The 25,568-nt window shown below is 69.1% G+C and carries 28 protein-coding genes; 16 read left to right on the top strand and 12 right to left on the bottom strand.

The genetic code is table 11. From position 1 onward, the window contains the following. Positions 1 to 43: 43 nt before the first annotated feature. The gene (locus tag ACZZZF_RS13195) at positions 44 to 1,024 is read right to left on the bottom strand and encodes an amidohydrolase family protein (protein ID WP_072591987.1); all 981 of its coding nucleotides are present in this window, start codon (positions 1,022 to 1,024) and stop codon (positions 44 to 46) included. A 46-nt stretch (positions 1,025 to 1,070) separates the two neighbouring features. On the opposite strand from ACZZZF_RS13195, the gene ACZZZF_RS13190 reads away from it, so the two are divergent. Then, the gene (locus ACZZZF_RS13190) at positions 1,071 to 1,748 is read left to right on the top strand and encodes a FadR/GntR family transcriptional regulator (RefSeq protein ID WP_053097960.1); all 678 of its coding nucleotides are present in this window, start codon (positions 1,071 to 1,073) and stop codon (positions 1,746 to 1,748) included. Between the two features lie 171 nt (positions 1,749 to 1,919). Here the strand turns inward: ACZZZF_RS13190 and ACZZZF_RS13185 are convergent, their stop codons facing one another. Then, positions 1,920 to 2,582, bottom strand: a complete 663-nt coding sequence (locus tag ACZZZF_RS13185) for a transaldolase family protein (RefSeq protein ID WP_463498728.1) — start codon at positions 2,580 to 2,582, stop codon at positions 1,920 to 1,922. A 107-nt stretch (positions 2,583 to 2,689) separates the two neighbouring features. Here ACZZZF_RS13185 and ACZZZF_RS13180 point away from each other — a divergent pair, with 107 nt between their 5' ends. The 6 genes from ACZZZF_RS13180 (at position 2,690) to ACZZZF_RS13155 (ending at position 7,526) form a co-directional block, all read left to right on the top strand. Next, positions 2,690 to 3,640: a ribokinase gene (locus tag ACZZZF_RS13180; RefSeq protein ID WP_295104082.1), complete on the top strand. Its 951-nt coding sequence runs from the start codon at positions 2,690 to 2,692 to the stop codon at positions 3,638 to 3,640. 18 nt (positions 3,641 to 3,658) lie between these two features. Then, complete coding sequence (rbsD, locus tag ACZZZF_RS13175) at positions 3,659 to 4,063, top strand: D-ribose pyranase (RefSeq protein WP_320488929.1); 405 nt, start codon at positions 3,659 to 3,661, stop codon at positions 4,061 to 4,063. Position 4,064: 1 nt separating this feature from the next. Next, a complete protein-coding gene (locus ACZZZF_RS13170; protein ID WP_053097965.1) occupies positions 4,065 to 4,868 on the top strand; it encodes a GntR family transcriptional regulator in 804 nt (267 codons plus the stop codon). Between the two features lie 113 nt (positions 4,869 to 4,981). Beyond that, positions 4,982 to 5,797 (top strand): hypothetical protein, encoded by an 816-nt coding sequence (locus ACZZZF_RS13165; RefSeq protein ID WP_463498725.1) that lies wholly within the window; start codon positions 4,982 to 4,984, stop codon positions 5,795 to 5,797. Positions 5,798 to 5,817: 20 nt separating this feature from the next. After that, positions 5,818 to 6,876, top strand: coding sequence for a PLP-dependent cysteine synthase family protein (locus tag ACZZZF_RS13160; protein ID WP_463498722.1), 1,059 nt, complete (start codon positions 5,818 to 5,820; stop codon positions 6,874 to 6,876). Positions 6,877 to 7,010: 134 nt separating this feature from the next. Next, positions 7,011 to 7,526, top strand: coding sequence for a glycine cleavage system transcriptional repressor (locus ACZZZF_RS13155; protein ID WP_053097968.1), 516 nt, complete (start codon positions 7,011 to 7,013; stop codon positions 7,524 to 7,526). A gap of 132 nt (positions 7,527 to 7,658) precedes the next feature. On the opposite strand, the gene ACZZZF_RS13150 is transcribed toward ACZZZF_RS13155, so the two are convergent. Continuing rightward, positions 7,659 to 8,372, bottom strand: a complete 714-nt coding sequence (locus tag ACZZZF_RS13150; RefSeq protein WP_053099265.1) for a FadR/GntR family transcriptional regulator — start codon at positions 8,370 to 8,372, stop codon at positions 7,659 to 7,661. A gap of 165 nt (positions 8,373 to 8,537) precedes the next feature. Between ACZZZF_RS13150 and ACZZZF_RS13145 the strand changes: the two genes are divergently transcribed. From ACZZZF_RS13145 to ACZZZF_RS13130, 4 genes are read left to right on the top strand one after another with little or no spacing between them, the layout of a single operon-like run. Further along, on the top strand, positions 8,538 to 9,773 hold the full coding sequence (locus ACZZZF_RS13145) for an aminotransferase class V-fold PLP-dependent enzyme (RefSeq protein ID WP_053097969.1): 1,236 nt from the start codon (positions 8,538 to 8,540) through the stop codon (positions 9,771 to 9,773). 60 nt (positions 9,774 to 9,833) lie between these two features. After that, a complete protein-coding gene (locus tag ACZZZF_RS13140) occupies positions 9,834 to 11,147 on the top strand; it encodes an ABC transporter substrate-binding protein (RefSeq protein ID WP_463498719.1) in 1,314 nt (437 codons plus the stop codon). A 3-nt stretch (positions 11,148 to 11,150) separates the two neighbouring features. Next, a complete protein-coding gene (locus ACZZZF_RS13135) occupies positions 11,151 to 12,101 on the top strand; it encodes a carbohydrate ABC transporter permease (protein ID WP_053097971.1) in 951 nt (316 codons plus the stop codon). Then, complete coding sequence (locus tag ACZZZF_RS13130; RefSeq protein WP_201778457.1) at positions 12,098 to 13,003, top strand: carbohydrate ABC transporter permease; 906 nt, start codon at positions 12,098 to 12,100, stop codon at positions 13,001 to 13,003. The genes ACZZZF_RS13135 and ACZZZF_RS13130 overlap by 4 nt, the downstream gene beginning before the upstream one ends. A 62-nt stretch (positions 13,004 to 13,065) precedes the next feature. On the opposite strand, the gene ACZZZF_RS13125 is transcribed toward ACZZZF_RS13130, so the two are convergent. From ACZZZF_RS13125 to ACZZZF_RS13110, 4 genes are all read right to left on the bottom strand, one after another. Then, positions 13,066 to 14,079 (bottom strand): aldo/keto reductase family protein, encoded by a 1,014-nt coding sequence (locus ACZZZF_RS13125; protein WP_053097972.1) that lies wholly within the window; start codon positions 14,077 to 14,079, stop codon positions 13,066 to 13,068. Between the two features lie 54 nt (positions 14,080 to 14,133). Further along, the gene (locus ACZZZF_RS13120) at positions 14,134 to 14,646 is read right to left on the bottom strand and encodes a hypothetical protein (RefSeq protein ID WP_295105388.1); all 513 of its coding nucleotides are present in this window, start codon (positions 14,644 to 14,646) and stop codon (positions 14,134 to 14,136) included. Between the two features lie 131 nt (positions 14,647 to 14,777). Next, positions 14,778 to 16,406 (bottom strand): DUF4407 domain-containing protein, encoded by a 1,629-nt coding sequence (locus ACZZZF_RS13115; RefSeq protein ID WP_463498717.1) that lies wholly within the window; start codon positions 16,404 to 16,406, stop codon positions 14,778 to 14,780. A 77-nt stretch (positions 16,407 to 16,483) separates the two neighbouring features. Then, positions 16,484 to 17,050: a TetR/AcrR family transcriptional regulator gene (locus ACZZZF_RS13110; RefSeq protein ID WP_053097975.1), complete on the bottom strand. Its 567-nt coding sequence runs from the start codon at positions 17,048 to 17,050 to the stop codon at positions 16,484 to 16,486. A 66-nt stretch (positions 17,051 to 17,116) separates the two neighbouring features. Between ACZZZF_RS13110 and ACZZZF_RS13105 the strand changes: the two genes are divergently transcribed. Beyond that, the gene (locus ACZZZF_RS13105) at positions 17,117 to 17,749 is read left to right on the top strand and encodes an NAD(P)H-dependent oxidoreductase (RefSeq protein ID WP_463498715.1); all 633 of its coding nucleotides are present in this window, start codon (positions 17,117 to 17,119) and stop codon (positions 17,747 to 17,749) included. Here the strand turns inward: ACZZZF_RS13105 and rlmN are convergent. After that, complete coding sequence (gene rlmN / locus ACZZZF_RS13100; protein ID WP_171821948.1) at positions 17,698 to 18,987, bottom strand: dual-specificity RNA methyltransferase RlmN; 1,290 nt, start codon at positions 18,985 to 18,987, stop codon at positions 17,698 to 17,700. The genes ACZZZF_RS13105 and rlmN overlap by 52 nt on opposite strands. Positions 18,988 to 19,057: 70 nt before the next feature. On the opposite strand from rlmN, the gene ACZZZF_RS13095 reads away from it, so the two are divergent. Genes ACZZZF_RS13095 through ACZZZF_RS13085 form a run of 3 tightly spaced genes read left to right on the top strand, consistent with a single transcriptional unit; the run spans position 19,058 to position 21,073 of the window. Continuing rightward, positions 19,058 to 19,612 carry a ribosomal protein L7/L12 gene (locus tag ACZZZF_RS13095; RefSeq protein ID WP_053097977.1) on the top strand — a complete coding sequence of 185 codons (555 nt, stop codon included), beginning with the start codon at positions 19,058 to 19,060 and terminating at the stop codon, positions 19,610 to 19,612. Between the two features lie 56 nt (positions 19,613 to 19,668). Beyond that, positions 19,669 to 20,307 (top strand): bifunctional 4-hydroxy-2-oxoglutarate aldolase/2-dehydro-3-deoxy-phosphogluconate aldolase, encoded by a 639-nt coding sequence (locus ACZZZF_RS13090; RefSeq protein WP_463498712.1) that lies wholly within the window; start codon positions 19,669 to 19,671, stop codon positions 20,305 to 20,307. 16 nt (positions 20,308 to 20,323) lie between these two features. Beyond that, positions 20,324 to 21,073 (top strand): sulfite exporter TauE/SafE family protein, encoded by a 750-nt coding sequence (locus ACZZZF_RS13085; RefSeq protein ID WP_463498709.1) that lies wholly within the window; start codon positions 20,324 to 20,326, stop codon positions 21,071 to 21,073. 27 nt (positions 21,074 to 21,100) lie between these two features. Here ACZZZF_RS13085 and ACZZZF_RS13080 read toward each other — a convergent pair whose 3' ends face one another. From ACZZZF_RS13080 to ACZZZF_RS13070, 3 genes are all read right to left on the bottom strand, one after another. Then, on the bottom strand, positions 21,101 to 21,931 hold the full coding sequence (locus ACZZZF_RS13080) for an SDR family oxidoreductase (RefSeq protein ID WP_053097980.1): 831 nt from the start codon (positions 21,929 to 21,931) through the stop codon (positions 21,101 to 21,103). A gap of 46 nt (positions 21,932 to 21,977) precedes the next feature. Continuing rightward, positions 21,978 to 22,739, bottom strand: a complete 762-nt coding sequence (locus tag ACZZZF_RS13075; RefSeq protein ID WP_056280483.1) for an SDR family NAD(P)-dependent oxidoreductase — start codon at positions 22,737 to 22,739, stop codon at positions 21,978 to 21,980. 167 nt (positions 22,740 to 22,906) lie between these two features. Then, positions 22,907 to 23,563 (bottom strand): hypothetical protein, encoded by a 657-nt coding sequence (locus tag ACZZZF_RS13070; RefSeq protein ID WP_372984091.1) that lies wholly within the window; start codon positions 23,561 to 23,563, stop codon positions 22,907 to 22,909. Positions 23,564 to 23,702: 139 nt separating this feature from the next. On the opposite strand from ACZZZF_RS13070, the gene ACZZZF_RS13065 reads away from it, so the two are divergent. Continuing rightward, on the top strand, positions 23,703 to 24,209 hold the full coding sequence (locus tag ACZZZF_RS13065) for a phosphotransferase (RefSeq protein WP_463498706.1): 507 nt from the start codon (positions 23,703 to 23,705) through the stop codon (positions 24,207 to 24,209). A gap of 8 nt (positions 24,210 to 24,217) precedes the next feature. Here the strand turns inward: ACZZZF_RS13065 and ACZZZF_RS13060 are convergent, their stop codons facing one another. Beyond that, the gene (locus ACZZZF_RS13060) at positions 24,218 to 25,501 is read right to left on the bottom strand and encodes a hemolysin family protein (protein WP_056280479.1); all 1,284 of its coding nucleotides are present in this window, start codon (positions 25,499 to 25,501) and stop codon (positions 24,218 to 24,220) included. Positions 25,502 to 25,568: the final 67 nt, after the last annotated feature.

Raw genomic sequence — 25,568 nt, 5'->3', positions numbered from 1 at the left:
CGCCCCCGGTCCCGGTCCCGGTCCCTGCCCCGGACAGCGGGCGCTACGAGCGACCGCCTCGCAGCCAACCCAGGATGCCGCGGCGCGGCCGCTCCTCCCGAGAGTCCTCATGCGTCGGCCGCTCTCCGATCCGGTAGAACTCCTCGGCGTTCGTCCACATGATCGCGTCGACGTCGTGCCCGCGGCGCTCGGCCCAGGCGATCACCGCATCCGCCCATCTGATCCGAGCCGTCGGCTGGTACATGGGCGATCCGTCGACGTTCGCGTACGGGTCGCCCTCCTCCGGGGGTCCGATGACCGAGACCGGCCAGTCACTGCCCCACATCAGCCGCTCGACGCCGAACGCGTCGGCCGCGGCGTCGAGGAACGGATGCAGCTGCTCGGCCGACCAGTCGCCTCCGGCCTCTCCCGGCAGCCCCGAGAGCTTGCACCACACATTCGGATGCCGTGCCAGGTCGTCGAGATCGCGCACCCATTCCATGGTCGGCGCCACCGGGGCCTTCGCCGTGCCGACTTCGGGCTTGCCGAGGTGATCGAGCACCATCCGCAGCTCGGGCACCGCCCCCGCGAGCCGGGCCACCTCGGGCAGCTGCGCGGCGCGCACGCACGCGTCGAAGGCCCAGCCGCGCGCCGCGACCTCGCGCGCCCCGGTGACGAAGTCGGCCGAGACCGCCAGTCCGTCGGGTTCGCCCTGCAGGTTGTGCCGCACGCCGACCACGAGCGGCTCGGCGGCGAGTCCTTCGAGGTGCGCCGTGGTGTCGGTGCCGCGATCCAGACGCGCGCCCGCGACGATGCCGACCACCCCGACCCGCGGCGCGAGCCCGGCCACCCACCGCACTTCTTCGAGGAAGTCGTCTTCGACGGTCTCGGCCTGCACGAACACCGCGCGCTCGGTCGTCGCGCGGGCGATGCGGGCGTGCTCGATCTCGGTCGCACCGAACAGCCAGGCGAGCGGACCCTCGAGCCACGTGTAGTGCAGAAGCTCGGGGTCCCAGAGGTGCAGGTGCGAATCGAGTACGCGCATGCCCCCATCCTGCCGCAGACATCCGATGAATGGCTAGGATGACGCCATGGCAGTGACTGACGACGCGATCGAGAAGATCAAGGCGATGATCGTGTCGGGCGAACTCGCACCCGGCGATCGCCTCCCTCCCGAGAAGGAGCTGTCCGAGCGGCTCGGCCTGTCACGCAACTCGATGCGCGAGGCCGTGAAGGCGCTCGAGGTGATCCGGGTGCTCGACGTGCGCCGCGGTGACGGCACCTATGTCACCAGCCTGGAGCCCCACCTGCTGCTCGAGGCGATCTCGTTCGTGGTCGACATGCACGACGACGACTCGATGCTCGAGATCTTCGCGGTGCGACGGATGCTGGAGTCGCAGGCGACCGGCCTCGCGGCCACCCTCGGCAGCGACGACGCGATCGCCGGCCTCGAGAGCGAGGTCGCCTCCATCGATCCGACGGTCAGCATCGAAGAGCTCGTCGAGCACGACATCCGCTTCCACCGTGAGATCGTCGGCATGGCCGGCAACGCCTATCTCGCCAGCCTCATCGAGCACCTGAGCAGTCAGACCGTGCGCGCCCGCGTGTGGCGTGGTCTCACCGAGGGCGGAGCGGTCGAGCGCACCCTCTCGGAGCACCGGGCGATCGCCGACGCCATCGCCCGGCGCGATTCGGGTCTCGCCACCTCGCTCGCCACGGCGCACATCGCCGGCGTCGAGCGGTGGCTGCGCCAGGCGGCATCCGCCTGACGCCGCGACGCCTTTTCTCGGCCACGCGTCCCTCGAGCCTTCCCTGCACGCTTTCGTCGCCCGGGCCCCGACAGGCACGTTCGGCCAGATGCGCTTCGCTCGGCCGTATCCGTGACGTCGGGCCGAATCTGGCGCGTCTGGCCGACGCTGGCCCACTCGCCGAATCCCGACTCAGGCCCCGAGCCGCCCCATCGCCGCGTCGAACTCGGCGGCGGAGCTGTCGCTGACCTCGTGGAACAGCACCTGCTCGATCACGTCGGGTGCCGCCGTGAAGTACGGCACCCCCGCGAGACGCAGACCGGTGATGTCGTCAGGTGATCGCAGGCTGGCCGCGAGCACGTTCGACTCGCTGCCCGCGCACACATCCTGCATGCGGGCGATCACCGCATCCCCGTCCATGCCGGCATCCCGCATCCGTCCGAGGTAGGGGGCGATGTACTGCGCGCCGATCGAGGCGCATGCCAGCGCCTGTGCGACCGAGTAGACGGCGGTGACGAGCACGGTCGCGCCGTCGCGCACCAGAGCGGATGCCGCGGCGAAGCCGTCGCGGGTCGCCGGCACCTTCACGGCCACGCGATCGCCCAGCGCACGGATGCCCTCGGCGTTGCGGAGGAAGGATGCGGTGTCGCCGCCCCACGTCTGGAAGAAGATCTCGCGGGCGCCCTCGTCCGACCAGCGGGCGTAGAGGTCGGGGATCTCCGCGGCGGTGCGGCCGCCGCGCTCGAGGATCGTGGGGTTGGTCGTCACGCCGTGCACGACGCCCGCAGTGAGGAGCGAGGCGACGCGGTCGACGTCCGCGCTGTCGACATAGAGACGGGGGGCCAGCGCGGTCATCGGGTCTCCTTGTACACAACCTGTCGTTACAGGTTCGGATTCGGCTAATGTAATGACAGCCGCGGAGGATGTCAAAGCACCCCGCATCGACGACGATCAGGAGTGCCATGACAGCCGCCACCTCGCCCGATCGCACCGGCGTCGTCATCGTCGGCAGCGTGACCGCAGACGTGACGACCTTCTCGACCAGGCTCCCCGCCCGGGGAGAGACCATCCTCGGCGACGAGTTCACCCTGATGCTCGGCGGCAAGGGCGCGAATCAGGCGGTCGCCGCCGGACGATCGGGGGCCCGCACGAGCTTCGTCGGATGCGTGGGAGACGACCTCTTCCACGACCTCGTCGTCGACGGGCTGAGCGAGGCCGGAGTCGACCTCACGCACCTCCGCACGGTGCCGGGGCCGACGGGCATCGCGCACATCCGCGTCGACGCCTCGGCGCAGAACGACATCGTCATGGTGCCTCTGGCCAACGCCGCGCTCAGCACCGAGCAGATCGACGCGGCGCTCGAAGCCCTCGCGCCGACCACGTCGGTGCTGCTCACCCAGCTCGAGACGCCCTCGGCGCTCACCGCGCACATCACGTCACGAGGACGCGAGCACGGCATGACCGTCATCCTCGACCCCGCCCCCGCCGCTCCGCTGGATGACGCCGTGTGGGCGAGCATCGACATCGTCACCCCGAACGAGACCGAGGCCTCGGTGCTCAGCGGCGTCGAGGTGACGGATGCCGCGTCGGCGGAGATCGCCGGACGCTGGTTCCTCGACCGGGGCGTCGGCGCCGCCGTGATCACGCTCGCGGGTCAGGGCTCGTGCGTCGTGACCGCAGCAGGAGCATTCGTCATCCCGCCCTTCCCTGTCGAGGCCGTCGACACCACCGCGGCCGGCGACGCCTACGCCGGGTATCTCGGCGCCGCCCTCGCCAACGGCTGGGAGCTGACGGATGCCGTTCGCCTGGCGACCGCCGCCGGAGCCCTCGCCGTCACGAAGCAGGGCGCGTCGCCCAGCCTGCCGCTGCGGGCCGAGGTCGACGCCTTCCTGGCAGCCCGAGAAGCCCACTGACATCCCCGAGGAGACATCATGCGCAAGACAGCGACGACCATCAACCCCGCACTCTCGCGCGTGATCAGCGAGACCGGCCACACCGATCTGCTGGTGGTCACCGACGCCGGCCTGCCCATCCCGCCCGGATCCGAGCGCATCGACCTCGCCTATCGTCCCGGCGCTCCGGGATTCTTCGACGTGCTCGACACCGTGCTCGCCGAGCTCGTCGTGGAGGGAGCGACGGTGTCGGCCGAGGTCGCCGAGAAGAGCCCCGAGGTGCTGGCCGCGCTGCGCGAGCGCTTCGCCGATCAGGACTTCGAGATCGAGCTCATCCCTCACGTCGACTTCAAGAAGCTGACCCACTCGGCGCGCGCGTTCGTGCGCTCGGGAGAGTTCACCCCCTACGCGAACGTGATCCTGCACGCGGGAGTGGCGTACTGATATGAACGACACGATCGACCGCCACTCCGCCGCGCCCATGTACGACCAGCTGCGTCAGCTGATCGTCGACGGCATCTCGCGAGACGGCCTGCAGCCCGGCGACCCGCTGCCCGGCGAGCACCGCCTCTGCGAGCGGTACGGCATCTCGCGCACCGTGGTGCGCCAGGCGTTGGCCCAGCTCGAGCACGAGGGGCTCGTCGAACGCGTCAAGGGCAAGGGCACGTTCGTGTCGCGTCCCCGCACGAGCGAGAGCCTGGTGCACACGCTGATCGGCCTCTACGACGACGTCGAGCGCCGCGGCGGGCACGTGCACAGCGACGTCCTGCGCCACGAGCAGACTCTCGCCGACGACGAGATCGCGGCGGCACTCGAGGTCGACCCTGGCGCACCGGTCGTGGTGCTCGACCGTCTGCGTCACGTCGACGGCGAACCCTGGTCGCTCTCGACCACCTGGATGCCGGATGCCGTCGGCGGAGTCACGCTCGGCGTCGACCTCTCGGAGCGGTCCCTGTACCGCCTGCTCGCCGATCACGACATCGTGGCGACCAGCGGCGTCCGCTCGGCCGAGGCCACCGTCGCGACCCACGAGCAGGCGCAGCATCTGGGGGTGAGCGCCGGCTCCGCCCTGCTGCGACTGCGCAGCGTGAGCCGTTCCTCCGACGGCACGCCGATCGAGTACTTCGTGGCCCATCACCGCGGCGACCGCTCGCGCTTCGAGTTCCAGCTGCAGCAGGAGCAGTCGCAGGCGTCGCTGCTGCACGTCGACGGCGACGGCAGCACCTCGCGCGCCGGCACCGTCCGCTAGCCGCATCCGCGCGCGGCATCCACTCACAGGTGGGTCGGCCGAGCACGGGTCGCGGACTAGCCTGGAACGAGAGCACGCATCGCACGGGGCGATGCGATCGGGGGGAAGACACGATGGTCGACGACGCGCATCCACCGGCATCCGACTCCGACCCGGTCATCCCTCCGCCGCCTGCCGCGGCGCCGGCACAGCTCGGATCCTCCGTCCCGCTGGCCCCGCCGCTGGGCGGGATCCCCGGGCCGCCCGCGCCGCTGCCGCCGTACGCCTCTGCCCCCCAGCCGGGGCAGCATCCGCAGATCGCCGCGTACCCGCCTCCGCACCCCGGGCAGCCGTCGCCTCCCTACGGCGCCGCATATCCTTCCCCATCCGCGCCTCCTCCTCGACGTTCAGGACGGACCGTCGGCATCGTCATCGCAGCGGTCGCGGCGTTCGTGCTGATCGTCGTCGTGGGCATCGCGGTGGCCGTGAGCCTGCTGCTGAGCTCGCGCACCGAACCGGCGACCGCGCCTCCGGCCACGAGCGTCACGGAAGAGCCCGCAGCGCCTTCCGAGGCACCGCAGGGCGACCCGGACTCCGACGGCTCGGGCGACGCCGACGCCGACGCCTCCGCCATCGCCGACGCGCTCCAGGCGAAGATCGACGAGCACAAGCGCCTGCGCGACAGCGGCGCGCTCTGGCAGAGCATCCCCGACACCGAATTCAACCGCACGGCCGTCTCCGCCTTCCTCTACTTCCTCACCGACATGAAGGTCGCCACCATCTGGGGTGTCGACGATGCGCAGGCGCAGGAGTACGAGGAGCGCATGACGATGCTCGAGGAGCGTCTGCTCGCCCAGCAGCCCCTCGGCGACGACATCCAGATCACCCTCGAGGACGAGGTCTTCACGTACGACGGCGAGACGGGCGAGGGCGGCTACACGCCCCGCTAGAGGAGCGTTACGCTCGAAGCATGAGCGACTGGACCAGCACCGCGATCGCCCTGCTGGAAGCCGACGCCAACCGCAGCGCCGACACCCATCTGCACCTCTTCCCGCTGCCACCCGAGTGGGGCATCGACCTGTACCTGAAAGACGAGTCGGTGCATCCGACCGGGTCGCTCAAGCACCGTCTCGCGCGCTCGCTGATCCTGTACGGACTCGTCAACGGACGCATCACCGAGGACTCCACTCTCGTCGAGTCGTCCAGCGGATCGACGGCCGTCTCCGAGGCGTACTTCGCGCGGATGCTGGGGCTGCCCTTCGTCACCGTCGTACCGCGCTCGACCAGCCAGGAGAAGATCGACCTCATCGAGTTCCACGGCGGACGCTGTCACTTCGTCGACCGCGCCGAGGACATGTCTCCTGAGGCTCAGCGCCTGGCCTCCGAATGCCATGGCCACTACCTCGACCAGTTCACGTTCGCCGAGCGGGCGACCGACTGGCGCGGCAACAACAACATCGCCGAGAGCGTGTTCAGCCAGCTGTCGCAGGAACGCCACCCGATCCCCCGCTGGATCGTCGTGGGCGCAGGCACCGGCGGCACGAGCGCCACCTTCGGCCGGTACGTGAAGTACCGCCGCCACGAGACGCAGATCGCGGTCGTCGACCCCGAGGGTTCGGCGTTCTACGACGGATGGGCGGGCACCGTCGACGCGCCGGCCGGACGCCCCAGTCGCATCGAGGGCATCGGCCGCCCGCGCGTCGAGGCCTCGTTCGTGCCCAGCGTGATCGACGAGATGATCCGCGTTCCCGACGCGGGGTCGATCGCCGCGATCCGGATGCTGCGCGAGCGCACCCTGCACTGGGCCGGAGGTTCGACCGGCACCAACCTGTACGGCGCATTCCAGCTGATCGCGCGCATGCGCGCGGCGGGCGAGACCGGCAGCATCGTCACGCTCATCTGCGACAGCGGCATCCGCTACGCCGGCACGTACTTCAACGATGAGTGGGTCGCCGAGCAGGGCTGGGACCTCGACCCGCATCGCACCCGCCTCGATCACTTCCTCGAGACCGGGGCCTGGGTCGACTGACCCTCGTTCCGCTTCCATGACTCCGGAGATCCGGGCAGGTCACCCGGGAGAACACGCTTCCTCGGGTTCGAGCCGCCACATTCTCCGGAGTCATGGCACGTCGCGGGCCGAGGCGCTCCGGCTACGCTGGCCGCATGACTACTCTCATCCTCACTGTCGCGGGTGCCGATCGCCCCGGACTCGTCGCAGCCGTCGCCGATGTCGTCGATGCCCACGGCGGAAACTGGGAGAACAGCTCGCTGGCCGAGCTCGCGGGCACCTTCGCCGGAGTGATCGAGGTCTCGGTCGCCGCCGACCGTTCCGACGAGCTGCAGACGGCGCTCCGCGGACTTCAGGGACAGGGGCTCCTGACGCTCGCCGTCCTCACCGGAACGCCTGATGACGACGCGGAGGACGAGCAGCGACTCGAGATCCGGGTGCTGGGCAACGACCGATCCGGCATCGTCCGCGAGGTCTCGAACGTGCTGAACGCGCACGAACTCAGCATCGAGGAGCTCGCGACCGAGACCCGGGATGCCGCGATGGCCGGCGGCCGTCTGTTCGAGGCCTCCGTGATCGCGCGGGTTCCGTCGTCGGTCGACATCGATGCCCTGCGTCGCGACCTCGAGCGCATCGCCACGGAGATCCAGGTCGACATCACCCTCGCCTGACCGCGGCGTCCCCTCCGCCCGATACGCACACAGCACCCAGCGCCCCGCGCGGCCCACGGGGCGACCGCACGCCTGTGCAGACCGAGGCGAACTGTGCAGAAACGGGAGAAATGAGAGGGCGATCGTCGTCACTCAGGGCGACTCGACGGACGATCCTTCGGCGCGCAGATCCGTATCGGTGTACCGGCGCACCCAGTACTCGGTCTGAGCCACGTGGGCGGATGCCGCAGCCGACGCCGCGACCGGGTCCGCCGCAGCGAGTCCGCGGAGGATCGCCCGGTGCCCGGCATCCGAGTGGAGCTTGAGTTCGGCGGCGTCGCCGGCATCCGGGATCCGATAGGCCCGCGAGCGAGAGCGCAGCACGTCGATCAGGCTCGTGAGCGCGTCGTTGCCGGCGACCTCCGAGATCGTCATGTGGAAGGCGTGGTCGAGGCGGGAGTGGTCCTCGAAGTCGTCGCTCGCCTCGATCTCATCGAGCACGCCGCTGAGCGTCTCGATCGTGGCGGCGTCGATGCGGGCCGCGGCGAGCGCAGCCGCGTGGGGCTCGAGCACCCGGCGAAGCTCCGTCAGTTCGAGCACCCCGGCCATGGGCAGGAGTCCGACCGTGAGAGAGAGGCTGCCGATCAGGTCGGCGGCGCGCAGCTCGCTGACGTAGCTGCCCGAGCCGTGCCGGGTCTCGAGCACACCGAGGGCGGCCAGCATGCGGATGGCTTCGCGCAGCGATCCGCGTGAGACGCCGAGCGTCTCGCACAGCTCACCCTCGCTCGGCAGACGGTCGCCGGGACGCAGCTCGCCGTCCGCGATCAGCGCACGCAGCCCGTGCAGCGCTGTGTCCAGTGCGCTCATCGTCATCCTCCTGACACCGCCCGATCCCCTTGCTGAGTCTGTCGGACGCAGACCCTTCGTCAAATTCGTATGACAACTATGTTTCATCCTCGCCTTTTCGTAGCCATTTCGAAAGCTGTGTGGCAAAGTTGTGCAACAACTCCCCCACTGCACCGACGAGGACCGATGCCCGCACCACTCTTCCCCGCACCGCTCACGCTGAACTCCGGCATCCGAGCCCGTGATGCGTGGCCGCTCGATCCCGACGTGATCCACCTGAACCACGGCTCGTTCGGCGCGGTTCCCACGGCCGTCGTCGAGCAGCAGGATGCCCTGCGACGTCGTGCCGACCTCAGCCCGGTCGAGTGGTTCCCTCGCATCGCCGAACGGGTGCGCGACGCTCGCGAGCGCACGGCTCCGTTCCTCGGCGCCCATGCCGAAGACAGCGTCTTCGTCCCGAACGCCTCCGCCGCCGCGACCGTCGTCTACAACGCCCTGCACCTCGAGCGCGGCGACGAGATCCTCGTCACCGACCAGGGCTACGGAGCGATCACCATGGGCGCGCAGCGCCTGGCCCGCCGCTTCGGAGCATCCGTCCGCGCCGTCGAGCTGCCGCTGCTCGCCTCCGACGACGAGGTCGTGCAGCGCTTCGCCGACGCACTCACTCCGGCCACCCGCCTGATCGTGGTCGACCAGATCACCTCGCCGACCGCGCGGATGCTGCCGACCCGACGCATCGCCGAGCTCGCGGCGGAACGCGGCATCCGCACCCTCGTCGACGGCGCCCATGCTCCCGGTCTCGTCGCCGATGCCGCCGCGGTCGCCGGCGGCGACTGGTGGTTCGGCAACCTGCACAAGTGGCCCTGCGCCCCGCGCGGTTCCGCCCTGCTCGTCACGAACGCCCCCGACCGCGACGACCTGTGGCCGCTCATCGACTCGTGGGCGGCGAACGAGCCATACCCCGAGCGCTTCGACACCCAGGGCACGATCGACGCGACGACCTATCTCGCCACCCCGGCGTCGATCGAGTTCATCGAGTCCGAGTTCGGGTGGCACAACGCCCGCCAGGCGATGGCGCAGATGGCGGATGCCGGGGCCGAGATCATCGCCGAGGGCCTGCGCCCCTACGGCGACGAAGACCCCCTCACTCCGTTGCCCTCGCCCGTGCCGTCGATGCGACTCGTGCGTCTGCCGCTCGGACTCGGCTCGACCCGCGAAGAAGCCGATGCCCTGCGCATGGACCTGCTCGACGAGACCGGCGTCGAGACCGCGTTCACCAGCTTCCGCGGCGTCGGCTACTTCCGCCTGTCGGCGCACCTCTACACAGAGGCGTCCGACTTCGAGGCCTTCGTCGAGCGCTGCATCCCGCAGATCCTCCGCCGTGCCGGCATCCGCACCGCCGACTCCATCATCGTCTCCTGACCCGACCCACCCCTCCACCCACCACCCGACCCACCACCATCACCAACTGAGAGGCACCTCGTGAAGAAGAACAGAATCTTGACGACCGCCGCGGGAATCGGCACCGTCGCCGTACTCGCGCTCACCGGCTGTTCCGCAGGCGGCGGCGAGTCCGCCGACGGCACCGTCACCCTGCAGATGGTCGAGAGCCTGACCAATCCTGCCCGCACCGACCTGCTGCGCGGACTCCTCGACGACTTCGAGAAGGAGAACCCCGACATCAAGGTCAAGCTCGTCTCGCCGCCCACCGAGCAGGCCGACGCGAAGATCCAGCAGATGCTGCAGTCGGGCAAGGGCGTCGACGTCCTCGAGGTCCGCGACATCACCGTCGGACCGTTCGCGAACAACGGCTGGCTGCACGACATCTCGGCCGACCTCGAGAAGTGGGACGGCTGGGATGCCCTCACCGACAACGCGCAGTCGGCATCCGTGGCCGCTGACGGCAAGAGCTACTTCGTGCCGTACGGCTTCTACGGCCTCTCGCTCTTCTATCGCACCGACCTCGTCGAGGAGGCGGGCTTCGACGGCCCACCGCACAGCTGGAAGGATCTGCTCGAGCAGGCCAGCGCCATCCAGGACCCCGCGAACAACATCTACGGCTACGCGTTCCGCGGTGGCCAGAACGCGAACAGCAATGTGGTCGCGGCTATCGAGGCCTACACGATCGACGGCCTCGACGTCGATGACGCCTTCCTGATGGAGGACGGGTCGACGATCTTCGCCGCTCCCGAGGCGCAGGAAGCCGTCGACGACTACTTCGATCTCTTCAAGGAGGCGTCGCCGCCGTCCGCCGTGTCGTGGGGCTACCCCGAGATGGTCGCCGGTTTCACCAACGGCACCACGGCGTTCCTGCTGCAGGACCCCGAGGTCATCGCGACCGTGCAGGACTCCTCCCTGACCGAGGATCAGTGGGACACCGCCCCGCTGCTCGTCGGGCCGTCGGGCAAGGCCGCACAGCCGCTGGCCGTCGCCGGCTGGGGCGTCGCGGAGAACAGCGAGCACCAGGATGCCGCGGTCAAGCTCGTCGAGTTCCTCTCGTCGGCCGAGCCGGCCACCGAGTTCGCGCAGGCCAACAGCCTCGTGCCGATCATCTCCGAGGCAGCCGATGACGAGTTCTACTCCTCGGGCCCGTGGACGAGCTACGTCACGATGACCGAGGACCCCGAGACCTACGTCAACGTCAAGCAGCCTCGCGGCGTCAGCTGGTGGACCGAGTGGATCCAGAAGTCCGACCAGGACGTGCAGAACGTGCTGCTCGGCAACATGTCGACCACCGAGCTGCTCGAGTCGTGGGACACCTTCTGGACCGAGAAGTACGCTGCGGAAAAGGGCTGATCCGTGACCCGGACCACTCTCGAAGGGGGCTCCGTCGGCACCGCCGGCGGGGCCTCCCCGGCATCCCGCCGGCGCCGCCCCTTCCGTGGCCGCCACGCGCTGACGCTGCTGGCCTTCATGGCCCCGGCGATCGTGTTCGTGTGCTGGTTCACCTACTGGCCGATGCTGCAGGGCGCACGCATGGCCTTCCACGACTGGAACCTGTGGGATCTCACCTCCACCCCGTGGGTGGGTTTCGACAACTTCGTCACCGTCTTCCAGGACCCTGCCTTCCCGATCGTCGCCTGGAACTCCGTCCTGTGGGTCGTCGGCTCGCTCGTGCCTCAGCTCGTGATCGGCTTCCTGATCGCGCTCGCCCTGCGCAAGCGCTTCCGCTTCCGCGGCCTCTACCAGGCGCTCGTGTTCTTCCCGTGGGCCGTCTCGGGCTTCCTGATCGGGATGCTGTTCCGCTGGATGTTCAACGCCGAGTTCGGCGTCGTGAACGACCTGCTCATGAAGGCCGGCCTGATCGACGCCCCGCTGCCCTGGCTGGCGGATCCGAAGCTCGCGATGTTCGCGGTCATCGTCGCCAACATCTGGTACGGCGTGACCTTCTTCGCGATCATGATCCTCGCGGCTCTGCAGTCCGTGCCCGATGAGATGCTCGAGGCCGCGAGCCTCGACGGCGCAGGCAAGGTGCGTCAGCTGTTCTCGATCATCATCCCGTACATCTCGATGACGCTGCTGCTGACGATCCTGCTGCGCATCATCTGGATCTTCAACTTCCCCGACATCATCTACGCGATGACCAACGGCGGGCCGGCGAACCAGACCCACATCATCACGACGTGGATGATCAACTACACGCAGCAGGGCAACTACGGCATCGCGAGCGCCATCGGACTCATCGTCGTCGCGTTCCTGTTCGTGTTCTGCGCGTTCTACCTCATGGCGATGCGGAGGGTCCAGCGATGACCATCACCGGAACCACGGTCACCGAGACCCGGCGTCTCACCGTCCCCGACATCGCGAAGGCACCGCGTCCGAAGCGCAAGGTCTCGGTCGGCGGCGTCGTGCGCGTCGTCGGTCTCGCCCTCTGGCTCGTCATCACGCTCTTCCCGCTGTACTGGATCGCGCTGACGTCGTTCAAGTCGCCGGGAACGATCAACTCCTTCCCGATCGAGTACTGGCCCAGCGAGCCGTCGCTCGACAACTACGTGAGCCTGTTCGAGCAGAGCTCGTTCGGGGTCTTCCTCGGCAACTCGGCTCTCGTGGCGACGATCGCGGGTGCGGTCGCGACGCTCATCGCTCTGCTCAGCGCCTATGTGATCGCGCGCTTCGAGTTCCGCGGCAAGGGGACGGTGCTGGTGGCGTTCCTGCTCACGCAGATGATCCCCGCGTTCATCGCGCTGGGGCCGCTGTACTCGATGATGACCGACCTGGGCCTCGTCGACACCAAGCCCGGCCTGATCCTCGTGTACATCGCGGTCTGCATCCCGTTCTCCACGGTCATGCTGCGCGGTTTCTTCGAGAACGTGCCGGACGCGCTCGAAGAGGCGGCGATGATCGACGGATGCTCGCGCTTCGGCGCGCTGTTCCGGGTGCTCGTGCCGGTGATGACCCCGGGCATCATCGCGGCCTTCATCTTCAACTTCGTCAACTGCTGGAACGAGCTGTTCCTGTCGGTCGTGCTGATGAACACCGACGAGAACCGCACCGTGCCGTCGGCGCTGAACGGGTTCATCTCGACGTTCAACATCGACTGGGGCTCGATGAGCGCCGCAGCCGTGCTGACGATCCTGCCGACCATGGTGATGTTCGCACTCGCGAGCCGCTGGATCGTGCAGGGCCTGACCGCCGGCGCCGTCAAGGAGTAAGCGCGTCCGGATATGACGAAGGCCGCCGCCCCTCAGGGACGGCGGCCTTCGTCATGCATCCGTCAGACCAGGCGGGCCTTCGGCGACACCGAGTAGGTGGCCTCTGCATCGCGGTTGACCGTGTCGCCCAGTGCGGTGTCGATCGCCGCGAGCGTGTCGGCGTCGAGCGTCACGCCCGAGGCCTTGACCGTCTCGGCGAGCTGCTCGGGGCGCGAGGCTCCGACGAGAGCTGCGGCGACGTTCGGGTTCTGCAGCACCCAGGCGATCGCGAGCTGCGGCATCGACAGGCCGGCCTGCTCGGCGATCGGCTTGAGCTTCTGCACGGCGGTGAGGATGTCGTCCTGCAGGAACCCCTTGATGAAGTCGGAGCCGCTGTGCGGATCCGTCGCGCGGGAGCCCTCGGGAACCGGCTGACCCGGCAGGTACTTGCCCGACAGCACGCCCTGCGCCATCGGCGACCAGACGATCTGCGAGATGCCGAGCTCCTCTGATGCGGGCACGACCTTGCCCTCGATCACACGGTGCAGCATCGAGTACTGCGGCTGGTTCGAGATCAGCTGCACGCCGAGCTGCTTCGCGAGGGCGTGCCCCTCGCGCAGCTGCTCGGCCGTCCACTCCGAGACGCCGATGTAGAGGGCCTTGCCCTGGCGGACGACGTCGGCGAACGCCTGGAACGTCTCCTCCAGCGGGGTCTCGTAGTCGAAGCGGTGCGCCTGGTAGAGGTCGACGTAGTCGGTGCCGAGGCGCGTCAGCGAGCCGTTGATCGATTCGAGGATGTGCTTGCGGCTCAGCCCGGTGTCGTTCGGTCCCTTGGGGCCGGTCGGGAAGTAGACCTTCGTGAAGATCTCGAGACCCTCGCGGCGCTGACCCTCGAGCGCCTTGCCGAGCACGACCTCTGCCGCGGTGTTCGCGTAGGTGTCTGCGGTGTCGAATGTGGTGATGCCGGCGTCGAGCGCCGCGTGCACCGTCTTGACGGCGGCGTCGTCGCCGACCTGCGAAGCGTGCGTGACCCAGTTGCCGTAGGTGATCTCAGAGACCTTGAGACCGCTGTTGCCGAGATAGCGATAGTTGACCATGCCATAACGCTACCGGCCGTGGCAGACGCCGGGCCCGGATCTCCGTGACCGGTCTCAGACCGACGGACGTGAGGCCGGCTCCGGACGCGCACGCCCTCTCGCGAGTGTCGCCGCCAGGATCACCCCCACCGTCAGGGCTACCCCCGCGATCACGCTGACGACGAAGAACGGCATCACCCCCGGGAGGAAGATCCCGCCCGCCACCATGAAGGTGTCCGCCATCCCCATGCCGGGTCCGAAGGACGCGACGAAGAGCCCTGGCCCGCCCAACATCAGAACGCTGAGAAGCGTGATGGCCGGAATCGCGGGGTGTGCGCGAGCTCTCACCGCGATCGCGGCGACGACCACGGCGATCAGCGGGCCGATCGCGAGGATGGAGATCGTACTGGCCTCGTTCAGCGACTCTCCTGCACTGTGCATCTCGGCCTTGACCTCTGCGAGAGAGAGTCCTGGCGCCGCGGCAAGCGGTGTGAACACGAGGATCTGCAGTGCGGCCAGGCCGGCGTAGATGACCACGACGGCCACTCCGACCGTGGACACGATGATCGTCTGACGCCGTCTTCTCATGCCGTCACGCTAAAGGCGCTCGCTGAGAGCAGCCCGATACTCCCGCCACGCGACACCGGTGCCACCCAGCGGGCATCCACCCGGCATGACCAGACGGCACCGACTGCAATCGGAACCAACGCTGCAGGCGGTCAGACGCGCGGTTCGACCAGCTGCTCCTGCTCGGCGAGCGTCTGCGCCTGGGCGCGCTTCTCGGCGAGCTCGCGCTCCTGCGCCGCGTCACGCGCTTCGGCGGCCTGGGCGGCCTCCTTGCGCTCGGCGCGGGTCTGCGGTTCGCCTGATCCGGCATCCGCCTGGATCCCCTGCGACTGCACGGTGACGATCGCCGCGCGGTCGCGGAACCCCTCGGCGGTCACCTTGTCGAGCGCGACCTGCTTGCGGATCGCCACGGCCTTCTCGTAGAGCGACGGGTCGCCGTAGGAGGTGAGCACCTTCACGAGCACGGGCAGCAGCTCGATCATGAAGAACAGTGCGGCGATGAGGATGTGCGCCCACAGGATCGTCGGCTCCTTCTCGCTGAGCCTGTTCAGACCGCTGATCTGGCTGAGCAGACCGATCGCGCCCGCGTTGCCGGACGCCACCGATTCGGCGCGCGCGTTGTACGCGGCGAGCGCGGTGTCATAGCTGTCGCGCGCGGCGGGAAGCTGAGACTGCGCCTCTTCACGGTTCTGCGACTCCGACGTGCTGGTGTTCTCCTTGGCGGCGGTGCCCGCGGCTGCCAGCTCTTCGTTGGCGGTGCGCAGCTGCGCGGCGAGCGCGTCGTAGGTCTGCTGCGCCTCGGCGAGCTGGGCCTGGGCGGCATCCGAGCTCGCGCCCTCGCCGTTCACGCCGGTGCAGCCGGGAACCGTGCCTGCACCTTCGCCGGTGAGCTCGCACTGGTAGAGGACGCGGGCCTGGTCGATCACGGCCTGCTGCTCGGTCATCTTGGCCGTGAGGTCGTCGACCGTGGCCTGCGCGGCCGATTCGGTCGCCGACGACGAGTCGGTGCCGGCGACGATTCCGGTCGCCGCCTGGTTCTCGAGCTCGGCGACGCGGTCGGATGCGGCGTCGAGCGCCTTCTTCTCGGGGCCGGTCTCGAGTGCATCCTGGTCGGCCTGCGCCTGGGTGATGTTCGTCGAGGCGACCTCGCGCGCGATGTCGTTGTGGAAGATCTGCAGCACGAGCGGCTCGGCGACGACGAAGCCGATGATCGCGGCCATGATCACACGTGGGATCGCGAGGCCGATGAGCTTCCAGACGTTGCGGGTCGACGTCATGGTCGAGGTGAGGAAGCGATCGAGGTTGAAGATGATGAGCGCCCAGACGACCGCCAGCGGCACGGCCAGCCAGATCGCGGCCTGCACGCCCGTGGTCAGTGCGAACAGCATGGAGATCGCCGAGACCAGTGCGGTTCCGGCCAGCACGAAGAACATCTGCACGAAGCGCGGGGTCTCGCCGGGGACGCGGTCGAGGATCTCGCCCTCGGCTCCGCCGAGGATGGCGAGCTTGCGCAGACGCGACCCCGGCACGCGCGGTGCGCGCTCGCGCGGCTGACGCCGGGGCTTGGGCTCACGCACGGGACGGGCGGATGCCGTGGCATCCTGCTCCTGCTCCGGCGCATCGGGCACCTCGGGTGCCTGCTGCGGTTCCGGCAGATCGGCGCCCGTGGGCTCGTACGCGCGCAGGAAGTCGAGGTCGTCCGTGTCAGCGTTCGGGTCGCTGTCGAGGATGATCCGACCCTGCGAATCGAACCGTCCTGGGCGGTGAGCGGAATAGGGCATTCCGACAATCTACGAAATGTCGCCTGTGGAAAACGTGCACGAACCCTGTGTTTCCGCCTCCGCGGGCCTCGTCAGGGTCAGCGCGGCAGCATGCGGACGAGCGCATCGGCGCTCGCGGCGAGCGCGTCCTTGAGCGAGAAATGTCCGGCGGCGCACAGCGTTCCGAGTCCGTGCACGAGGCCCCACACTCCGGTGACGCTCTGCGCGTCGAGGCCCGCCGCCACGGACGCCTCCGACAGCAGCTGCTCGAGTTCATCGATCAGGGGGGCCATGGTCTCGCTCGGCTCACCGGGGATGCACACCGTCGGGTCGTAGATCACGTCGAAGCCGTGCGGATGCTCGACCGCGTAGCGGATGTACGCGGCACCGCCTTCGATCACGGCGGATGCGGAGTCCGGCGCCTCCTCGATCCCGCCGCGCACCGCGTCCACCAGGTCGGCCATGCTGCGCTCGGCGAGGACCTTGAGCAGACCGCGCCGGTCGGAGAAGTGGTGGTACGGGGCGTTATGGCTCACGTCGGCGGCGCGGGCGACCTCGCGCAGGCTGATCTCCCCCGCGGGCTTCTCGGCGAGCAGCTGCATCGCCGCCGCCTCGAGGGCGTGGGCGAGGTCACCGTGGTGATAGCCGGATCGGGAACTTGACACAAGCAACATTGTTGCTTATCTTGACAGTGTCCACCACTGCTTGACACTGTCAACATAGGAGCGCACATGCCATCCGCACTGATCATCGACGGCCACCCCGATGCCGGATCCCTCACCGCAGAACTGGCCCGACGCTATGCCGCCGCGCATGGCGACGCCCGTGTCCTCGCTCTGCGCGATCTCGACTTCGATCCGTCGCTGCGCTTCGGCTACCGCCGGCGCATGCAGCTCGAGCCCGACCTGATCGACGCGAAGCGCGCACTGGCCGAAGCGCGGACGGTCGTGGTGTTCACGCCGCTCTGGTGGGGGTCGGTGCCGGCGCTGCTGAAGGGGTTCTTCGATCGGGCCCTGCTGCCGCAGCAGGAGTACCGGTACTCGAAGCTCGGGATGCCCGAAGGCCTGTTGACGGCTGCGAACGGACGCCTGTTCCTGCTGGCGGACACCCCGTGGTTCCTCACGCCCTTCACCGGGCTCCCCGCACAGACGCACGTCGTCCGCGGGACGATGAGGTTCTGCGGCATCCGCTCGGTGCGCACCACGCGGATGCTGGGCGTCAAGGACGCGAGCCCCGCGCGCATCGAGTCCTGGCTGTCGCGCGCCGCGACTCTCGGTCGCCGCGACGGCCTTCGCGATCGCGGCACCGGCCCTCAGGCCATGGCGGCGGAGGCAGCCTCGTCTTCGGTCGTCGCGACGAGCTGACCGCAGGCACCGTCGATCTCCTTGCCGCGAGTGTCGCGGAGGGTCGTCGGGATGCCTGCGTCGTTGAGGCGGCGCACGAACTCGTTCTGCACCGAGGGCTCGGACGACGTCCAGATCGAGCCGGGCGTCGGGTTCAGCGGGATCGGGTTGACGTGCACCCAGCCGCGGCCGCGCTCGTTGAGCTTGTCGGCGAGCAGGTCGGCGCGCCAGGCGTGGTCGTTCATGTCCTTGATCAGCGCGTACTCGATCGAGACACGGCGGCCGGTCTTGGCGTAGTAGTCGTAGGCGGCGTCGAGCGCCTCGTCGACCTTCCAGCGGGAGTTCACCGGGATGAGCTCGTCACGCAGGTGGTCATCCGGTGCGTGCAGCGACAGCGCGAAGGTGACGGGGATGCCCTCGTCGGCGAGCTTCTTGATGGCCGGCACGAGTCCGACCGTCGACACCGTGATGCCGCGCGCGCTCATGCCCAGGCCGTCGGGCTGGGGCGCGACCATCGAGCGCACCGCGTCCATCACGCGCTTGTAGTTGGCGAGCGGCTCACCCATGCCCATGAAGACGATGTTCGACACGCGCTCCATCGAGTGGTCGTCGGCCTTCTTGCCGCCGAGACCGCCCTCGGCGATCAGGCGGTTGGCGCGGACGATCTGCTCGATGATCTCGGCGGTCGACATGTTGCGGGTGAGACCCGCCTGGCCGGTGGCGCAGAACGGGCAGTTCATGCCGCACCCGGCCTGCGACGAGACGCACAGGGTGATGCGGCCCGGGTAGCGCATGAGCACCGACTCGACCAGCGCGCCGTCGTGCAGACGCCAGAGGAACTTGATCGTGTCGCCGCGGTCGGTCTCCAGGCGGCGCACCTCGGTGAGCAGCGGCGGCAGCATGCCGGCGACGAGCTGCTCCCGGGTGTCGGCCGGAAGATCCGTCATCTCCGCAGCATCCGACGTGTAGTGCCGGAAGTAGTGGGTCGAGAGCTGCTTCGCGCGGAAGCCGGGCAGGCCGAGCTCCTTGACCTTCTCGACGCGCTCGGCGGGCGTGAGGTCGGCGAGATGCACCGGCGGCTTGCCGCGCTTCGGGCTCGCGAACTGCAGCAGCGGCCGCCCCTCGGCATCCTTCTGCTGCGTCCATCCCTCGGTCGCAGGACGCACCTGCGGGGTGCCGGTCGAGCGGACTGCCCCCGAACGGGACGACGCGGGTGCCGTGGCGGGGCGCGTCTCGCGCGTGCGGGGAGTCTCGGTCATACCTCCAGGGTACGCGGTGCCGGGTGGGAAGCGCCTGGGGCGCCGGCCCCGGCGTCCCTAGACTGATCCCATGGACATCATCATCGCTGTCGGCGCGGTCATCGCAGCTGTCGTCGTGGGCGTGGTGATCATCGGCGCGGCCCTGCGATCGATGCGCCCGAAGGCACCGGAGCCGCACGTGTTCACCCCGTCGCCGACGATGGCCCGATCCGTGGCATCCGCTTCGACGTCGACCGCCTCGGCATCGCAGCTGACGCCTGCGGCGATCGCCGAGATCGATCGTCTCGTCGCGGCCGGGCAGAAGATCCACGCGATCAAGCTCTACCGGCAGCACACGGGCGTGCGCCTGCAGGAGGCCAAGGACCGGATCGACCACTGGTCCGTCAGCACCACGGCACCGCACCTCGCGGCCGTCTCGAACGCCTCGGCCGCCCACTCGTCGATCACGGCGACGCCGTCGTCGGTGCGGGGCGCGCTGCCGGCATCCGTCGCCTCCGAGGTCGACCGGCTCATCGCCGCCGAGCAGAAGATCCAGGCGATCAAGCTGGTCAGGGAGCACACGGGGCTCGGCCTCAAGCAGGCGAAGGACGTCGTCGAGGCCTGGCCACACCCGCGCCACTTGTAGTTACAGGCTGCGGTCGGGGAGAATGGAGCCGATCCCCCATCGAAGGAGTCTTCGCCATGCCCGACCGCCTCTCCCGCGCCCGTTCCACCGGCGTCCTCGCCGTCTTGCGCGCACCCTCGCCCGAGCTCGCACTCGAGGCGTCCGAGGCGATCATCCGCGGTGGCGTGACCGGCATCGAGGTCACCTTCTCGACCCCCGACGCCCCCGCGGTGATCCGCGAACTCATCGCGCGCCACGGCGACGCGGCCTACATCGGCGCGGGCACAGTGACGACGGCCGAGCAGGCCGCCCTCGCCGCCGATGCCGGTGCGGAGTTCCTCGTCAGCCCCGGAACCCGGCCCGCTCTGACCCGAGCGATGCTCGAGACCGGCCGCGTCGTCATGACAGGTGCCATGACCCCGACCGAGGTCATGGGCGCGCTCGAGCTCGGCGTCGACGTGGTCAAGATCTTCCCCGCGTCCCTCGGCGGGCCCTCGTACCTCGGCGCGCTGCGCGGACCGTTCCCGGATGCTCCGCTGATGCCGACGGGAGGCGTCAGCCCCGACAACCTCGCCGACTGGTTCCGCGCCGGAGCCGTGGCGGTCGGAGCGGGCGGCGACCTCGCGAACGGCGCCTCGCTCGCTGCATCCGACTGGGCCGACATCGAACAGCGCTCGGCCCGCTTCGCCGCGGCGCTCGCTGCGACCCGCAGCTGAGTCGGCCGATGACCCGGTGATCGAACTCGCACCCCTCGCCTGGGCGGCGCTCGGCCTCGCCGCCGTCACGATCGGCATCTCGAAGACCGCGCTCCCCGGCGGCAGCATCCTGGCCATCGCACTGTTCGCGACCGTGCTCCCCGCGCGCACGTCGACCGCCGCGATGCTCCTGCTGCTCATCGTCGGCGACGTGTTCGCGTTGATCACCTATCGCCGCCACGCGCACTGGCCGACGCTGCTGCGCCTCGCGCCCGCCGTACTCGCAGGGCTGCTGGCCGGCTTCGCGTTCCTCGCGCTCGCGGGCGACGGCATCGTACGTCGGGCGATCGGCGTGATCCTGCTGGCGATGATCGCAGTCACCCTGTGGCGGCGATGGCGGCAGGACCGGGCGGATGCCGCGTCGCCCGCACCGGGAGGCATCGTGCTCTCGGGCGTCTACGGCACTCTCGGTGGCTTCACGACCATGGTCGCCAATGCGGGCGGACCCGTGATGTCGATGTTCTTCCTCGCCACCCGCACGCCCGTGCAGGTGTTCCTCGGCACCTCGGCCTGGTTCTTCGCGATCATCAACCTCGTGAAGATCCCGTTCCTCGCGGGCCTCGGCCTCTTCGAGGGACACGTGCTGCTCATGGATGCCGTGCTCGCGCCGCTCGTGGTGCTCGGCGCTCTGGGCGGCATCCGCCTCGCGAAGCGCATGAACCAGGTGCTGTTCGACCGCATCGTGATCGTGCTGACGATCGCCGGCGCCGTCTACCTGCTGTTCTGACCGTCTGCTCCCCGCGGCAAGACCGCCTCAGTCGAGGAAGATGTCGGGGAACAGCCGGTCGTCGGGAGTGCCGGGGACGGCGGCGTAATGCGAGAAGTCGGTCACACCGTCGGCCTCGAGCACGTCCTCGACGATCAGGGTCTGACCGGTGTACTCGGCCGCGGGCTTGAGCAGCACCGCATAGGCGGCGTCGGCGTAGATGTCGGGCGTGCGGCTCGCCGCCATGACCTTGTCGCCGCCGAGCAGGTTCTGCACCGCGGCGGTGGCGATGGTGGTGCGCGGCCACAGGGTGTTGGCGGCGATGCCGTCGCGGGCGAACTCCGCGGCAAGGCCGAGCGTGACCATCGTCATGCCGAACTTCGCGAGCGTGTATCCGGTGTGCGCACCGAGCCACTTCGGCGTGGGGTTCAGGGGCGGCGACAGCGACAGGATGTGGGGGTTCTCGGCGTCCTTCAGGATCGGCACCGCCGCGCGCGAGAGCATGAACGTGCCGCGGACGTTCACGTCCTGCATCAGGTCATACTTCTTCGCGCCGAGGTCGAGCGAACGCGAGAGGTCGATGACGCTGGCGTTGTTGATGACGATGTCGATGCCGCCGAACTCGCCCTGCGTCTTGAGCACGGCCTCGGTGATGTCGTCGTCGTCGCGCACGTCCCCGACGATCGGCAGTGCCTGACCGCCCGCCGCCCTGATCTGGTCGGCGGCCGTGTGCACCGTTCCCTCGAGCTTCGGATGCGGGGTGTCGGTCTTCGCCAGCATCGCGATGTTCGCGCCGTCAGCCGCGGCACGCAGCGCGATCGCGAGTCCGATGCCGCGGCTGCCGCCGGACATGAGGATGGTCTTGCCTGCCAGTGACATGGATTCTCCTTGGAGCGTCGGGGCTTCGGGACTTCGGGGTTCGGGCTTACTTCGGTGCCATGCGGATCGCGCCGTCGAGGCGGATCGTCTCGCCGTTGAGGTAGCCGTTCTCGACGATCTGCTGCACGAGAGAGGCGTACTCGTCGGGGCGTCCGAGACGCGAGGGGAACGGCACCTGCTGGCCCAGCGAGTCCTGCGCCGCCTGCGGCAGGCCCATCAGCATCGGGGTCTCCATGATGCCGGGAGCGATCGTGCAGACGCGGATGCCGTAACGAGCGAGCTCGCGAGCGACGGGAAGCGTCATGGCGTGCACGCCGCCCTTCGAGGCCGAGTATGCCGGCTGGCCGATCTGCCCGTCGAAAGCGGCCACGCTCGCGGTGTTCACGATGACACCACGGTCGCCGGTGTCGGTCGCGTCGTTCTTCGCGATCACGGCGGAAGCCTGCGACAGGACATTGAAGGTGCCGACGAGGTTGATGCGGACGATGCGCTCGAAGTCGGCGAGCACGGCCGGGTTGCCCTCGCGGTCGAGCACCTTCGCCGGCGGGGCGATGCCCGCGCAGTTGACGACGATCCGCAGCGGAGCGGCGGCCTGCGCTGCGGCCACGGCGGCAGCGGCATCCTCAGCGCTCGTGACGTCTCCGCCCGAGAACACCCCGCCGAGGTCGGACGCGATCTCGGCACCGGCCGACGAGGGCAGGTCGAGGATGGTGACGACGGCGCCGGCGGCGGCGAGCGTCCGCGCGGTGGCGAGGCCCAGACCGGACGCACCGCCGGTGATGAGAGCACTCGAGCCCTGGATCTGCATGCGGTTCTCCTTCGAAACGTGTGCGACTCAGTGTCAGTTTAGCTGATTCCGAGTTTCAGGCGACACATCGCCAGAGGCCTCGCGACGGTGTCGACCCCGAGCCTACGCCGCGCACGTCGAAGGGGCGGGGCCATGACGGCCCCGCCCCTTCGGAATGACTCGCGAGATCAGACCTGGATCTGCGCGGCGATGCCCTTCAGCTTGTGGCGTGCGAGCGCGAGGTTCGCCGACGCACTGTTGAGCACGAGGTAGATGAAGAGCCCGCTCGCACCGGTCGTGTTGAGCACGTTGATCAGGTGATACTGCGAGCTCAGGGTGATGAGGATGTCGTCGATCTCATCCGTGATGCCGAGGTCGCGCATCGTCGCCAGCTTGGCGCGCACGACGTTCGAGTTGCCCGCGGCGGCGATCCCCAGGTCGAATGAGGGGTTGCCGCCCTGGGCGAGTGCCATTCCGCTGCCGTAGTCGACGATCGCGGCGCCGGTGGCGCCCTCGATGGCCAGCAGCTGCTGCAGGGCGTCGTCAAGTGAACTCATGTTGTACTGCTCCTCTATGGTGATGCGTGTGCTCTCGACGCCGGCGTCAGGTGCCTGTGCGGATGCCGGGGCGTCGCCGCTCCAGATCCACTCGACGAACTGGTCGAGATCCCGTTCGCCGGATTCCTGCGACGAGATCGCCGGAGCCTTCGGTAGCCCGACCGCGGTAGCGTGAGCGGCATCGGAATCGGCACCGGGTGCGACCTCGGGAGCCGCGGATGCGGACGAGGAGGCATCGGCATCGCTGCCCTGCCGCCGCCACCACTGTGACCGGGACGAAACGCGCACGAAGACCTCTGATGTGTCGAGTGGGATGGATGATGCGGCCGCCGACGGCGACCGCGACTGAGACTAACCGCGTCCCGCCGCCTGGAGCCGGAAAAATACACGCATACCGATATACGTTCGAACATGAGATGAGCGCCCCATGAGCATCCCCCCTACGACGACGGAGATCCCGCCGATCGTGCGGTCACTGGCCGCGGGCGCCACGCTCACGCCGGTATGGCTGAACGGCATCGGCGGGCTCACCTTTCGCACCGACGACGGGCGCTACATCAAGTGGGGCCCGCATGACGCCGAGGCGAATATGCGGGACGAAGCGGAGCGGATGCGGTGGGCACGGCGTTGGATCGCGGTTCCCGAGGTGATCGATCAGGGTGAGGACGCCACGCACGAGTGGCTCGTCACGGCTGCACTCCCGGGCCGCAGCGCTGTGGACCCCCGATGGATCGACGACCCCGAGACCGCCGTACGCGCGGTCGGAACCGCGCTGCGCGCGATGCACGACTCGCTGCCCGTCGAGCAGTGCCCCTGGACCTGGAGCTCCGCATGGAGGATCGCGAACGCGGTCGAGCGCGGCGTCACGGTGCCGGCCGACCTGCACGGGCCGCCTCGGCTCGAGTACTACCGCCGACTCTGGAACGAGACCTGAGACTCGACTCAGTCGGTCGGCGAGGCGTCCTCGTGCACGGCCACTCGGATCTCCGAGATCCGGCGACGATCGACGGCCGTCACGCGGATCGTCGCACCGGGCACCTCGACCGAATCACCGACCACCGCGAGGCGGCCGAGCATCTCGGTGACGAAGCCCGCGACCGTGTCCGATGCGCCACGGGGCAGCGCGATCCCGGTGATCTCGGCGAAGTCCTGCAGATTGAGGCGGCCGTCGAGTGCGCCGCCGGCGTCCGGCATCCGGTCCTCCGTGTCGTACTCGTCGAAGATCTCGCCCACGACCTCTTCGACGAGGTCCTCGAGCGTCACGATGCCGTCAGTGCCGCCGTACTCGTCGACCACGACGGCGATCTGGTGACCGGCCGCCCGCATGCGGGTCAGGGTGGGTAGCACGCCCGCGGTCGAGGGCACGTACTCGACGGGACGCATGAGTCCGAGCACCGCGCGCGTCGCGTCGTCGGCGGCGGCCTCGAAGAGGTCGCGCACATGCACGAAGCCCACGATGTCGTCGAGCGAGGCGTCGATCACCGGGTACCGCGAGAACGGCAGCTCGCGCACGTCCGCGATGGCCTCGGCGAGCGTCGCGGCGCCGTCGAGCGCGACGACCTCGGGACGGGGCCGCATGACCTCGCTCACCTGACGTCCGCGCAGCGACAGCACGTCGTCGAGGATGCGTCGCTCGTCGTCGGGGAGGCTCTGATGCGTCGCGACGATGTCGCGCAGCTCCTCCTCGCTGAGCTCGTCCGCCGCCTTGTGCGGGTCGCCGCCCAGCAGACGCACGACCGCATTCGTCGACACCGACAGCAGCCAGATGACCGGCCTCATGACCACGGCGAAGCCGTCGAGCACCGGCGCGACGGCATACGCGAACTGGGCGTTGCGCTGGATGGCGAGCCGCTTGGGCACGAGCTCGCCGAGCACGAGCGACAGGTAGGCGATCACGAGCGTCAGCAGCACGGTCGAGAGGGTGAGAGCCAGCGGAGCGGCGACCCCGAGGTTCTCGAGCAGAGGCGCGACCGACGGGGCGATCGAGGTCGCACCGTACGCGGCCGAGGCGAAGCCGGCGACCGTCACGCCGATCTGCACCGCCGAGAGGAAGGTGTTCGGGTTGCGAGCCAGGCTCGCGACCTTCTCGCCTCGTCTGCCACGAGCAGCGATCGCATTGATCTGACTCTCACGCAACGTGACGAGGGCCATCTCCGTCGCGGCGAACACGCCGCCGACGAGGACGAACACGAACACCAGAGCGATGTTCACCGCGAGGTCGCCCATCAGCGGGCCACCTCACGAGGTGCGGGGGTGCCCGAGGTCATTCGGGCGCCGGGTCTGTCGGGGTCTG

The sequence above is a fragment of the Microbacterium sp. AC215 genome (assembly GCF_979258645.1).
The sequence above is the reverse complement of the archived record's forward strand: the minus strand, read 5'-3'. Positions and strand labels throughout refer to the sequence as shown.